This window comes from Soonwooa sp., from assembly GCF_032062245.1.
Lineage (GTDB): Bacteria > Bacteroidota > Bacteroidia > Flavobacteriales > Weeksellaceae > Soonwooa.
This window is the reverse complement of record NZ_DAMBQF010000059.1, coordinates 1-2,377: the sequence shown is the minus strand read 5'-3', so window position 1 is coordinate 2,377 and position 2,377 is coordinate 1. Positions and strand designations below refer to the sequence as shown.

At 29.8% G+C, this 2,377-nt stretch carries 3 protein-coding genes; all 3 read left to right on the top strand.

What is annotated here, in order from left to right; all coding sequences use genetic code 11:
* The first annotated feature begins 72 nt into the window (after positions 1–72).
* The 3 genes from RT037_RS13770 to RT037_RS13760 all read left to right on the top strand — a co-directional run bounded on the left by RT037_RS13770 (position 73) and on the right by RT037_RS13760 (position 2,103).
* Positions 73–1,305 (top strand): YCF48-related protein, encoded by a 1,233-nt coding sequence (locus tag RT037_RS13770; protein ID WP_313032353.1) that lies wholly within the window; start codon positions 73–75, stop codon positions 1,303–1,305.
* A gap of 284 nt (positions 1,306–1,589) precedes the next feature.
* Positions 1,590–1,844 carry a type II toxin-antitoxin system Phd/YefM family antitoxin gene (locus RT037_RS13765; RefSeq protein ID WP_079668357.1) on the top strand — a complete coding sequence of 85 codons (255 nt, stop codon included), beginning with the start codon at positions 1,590–1,592 and terminating at the stop codon, positions 1,842–1,844.
* A gap of 1 nt (position 1,845) precedes the next feature.
* Positions 1,846–2,103 (top strand): Txe/YoeB family addiction module toxin, encoded by a 258-nt coding sequence (locus RT037_RS13760; RefSeq protein WP_079665345.1) that lies wholly within the window; start codon positions 1,846–1,848, stop codon positions 2,101–2,103.
* The last annotated feature ends 274 nt before the right edge of the window (positions 2,104–2,377 follow it).

Genomic DNA, 2,377 nt, shown 5'->3' with positions numbered 1-2,377 from the left:
AAAAATAATACTTTTACAAAAACAAAAGTTGCACTAGCAATTTGAGACCACCCATTAACAAAAGTACTTTTTATGAAAACATTTTTTACATTTTTTTTATTTATTTTCACATTTCCATGTTTTGCGCAATGGATTGAAGTAGATCATGGCATAGAAGTTACTAGCTTTAATGATGTATATGCAATTAATTCTAATATCGCACTCGTAATTGGAGATCGCGGAACAATTGCAAAAACTATTGATGGAGGAGAAACTTGGCAAATTAAACCTTCTGGAACTACAAATAAACTTGTAAAGTTAAAATTCGTGACAGCAAATATTGGATACATTCTTGGTTCAGTAAATACTCTACTAAAAACAATTGATGGTGGCGAATCCTGGTCAAACATTTATTCTGGTCCTGAAGCAAATTTTATTGACGTTTCTTGTGTAAATGAAGATGTGATTTTTATTACAACAGACAATGGTCTTATAAAAAGCACAGATGGAGGCAATAATTGGAGTAATCCTATTTCAATACCATACAAAGATAAAGTTCAGTTTATTAATAATAATATAGGTTTTGTGAGCCGATACTCTGATCATGAAATATATTGGGAATTAGGAAATAACATGGCGAAAACATCAGATGGCGGACTAACTTGGCGAGAAATCAATGCTGTCTCCCCTTTCTGTTTCTTAAATGAAAACATTGGATTTTCCTATTCAAATGGTCTTTATAAAACAATAAATGGCGGAAATACATTTGATATTGTTTATAATTCTTATCCCAAATTGTCAGATATGTTTGTTTTAAACAATAATATGATATGGGGTATTTTCTATTGGGAGACATTAGATTATGCAACACCTATTCGTGGAATTTTAAAAACATCAGATACTGGTGAAAATTCAAATTACATGTTTCCTCACACTCACGATTTTTTATTTAAAAAAATACATTTTGCAAATGAAAATACTGGATACATCGTGGGAAGTAAAAGGAATGGTAATTTAAATAAAGGATTAATTTGGAAAAATAATAACGGCTTGAATGAGTCATTGGAAGCTCAAGAATTAAAAGATATAAAATTTAAAATCTATCCGAACCCTTCAACTACAGAAGTAAATATTTTGTTAGCAAAACGACTAAATGAAGATTTCTCTGTCACAATATTTGATATGAGTGGTCGACAAGTTTATTTTCAAGAATTTGCAAACGTACAAAACATCAATATAAAAACAAATAAGTATCGAAAGGGAAAATATATTCTTTCACTAAAAACTGAACAAAAAACAATTAATCAAAAAATAATAACACATTAAAAACACATCGCACAACATTGTATTGGCAAAATGCGGGGTTAAATCCTAGATTGAAATATTTGTAATATTTATCCGCCGATTGCTTTTCCGTATTGATTATTTTTGTAATTTAACAATCCGAAAAAAGCATCGGCTACGTTTGGTCTGAACTTGAACTTTCGTTCAAATTAAGCCCGCACTTTGCCAATACTTTTTCCGTTAACTGCAATAAGATTCCAAAATTCCGCATAGTTTGTAATTTAGAAAATTTGTACATATATTTGTACAAATAAAAATACAAAATTATGCTAATTGCAAGTGTTTCTGATTTTAGAAAAGACATAAAATCATATTTAGATAGAGTTGCAAAAAATTTTGAAACTCTAATTATCAATCGCGGAAAAGATTCGGGAATTGTTGTCATGTCTTTAGAGGAATATAATTCTTTGATGGCAACTAATTATGAATTATCATCGAGAAAAAACGAAATGCGTTTGGATTCAGCAATTGAAAAATTGAAAAGCGGAAAATCATTTTCAAAGGATTTAATTGAAGAGTAATATGAAATATACTTTTGTAGACGAATCTTGGGAAGATTATTTGTATTGGCAGAAAACAGATAAAAAGAAATTGAAACGAATCAATGATTTGCTTAAGGATATTTCAAGAAATCCGTTTGAGGGAATTGGAAAGCCAGAACCTTTAAAGCATAAATATTCTGGATTTTGGTCTCGTCGAATTGACGATGAACACAGATTAATTTATAAATATCAAGAAAATGAAATCTTAATTGCAAAATGTAGATTTCATTACGATTAGAAAAAATTCTTACTGCAGTTAACATTGTATTGGCAAAATGCGGGGTTAAATATATAGTAGAAAGATTTGAAAAATTTATCCGCCGCTGCTTTTCATATTGTTTTTTTTCATAATTTAGACAATCTGAAAAAGCATCGGCTCCATTTGGTCTGAACTTGAACATTCGTTCAAATTAAGCCCGCACTTCGCCAATACTTTTTCCGTTATCTGCAATTTTATACCAATATTGCGGTTTTTAGAGGAAAATCAGGTTGGATTTTAGCGGAAAAAATTT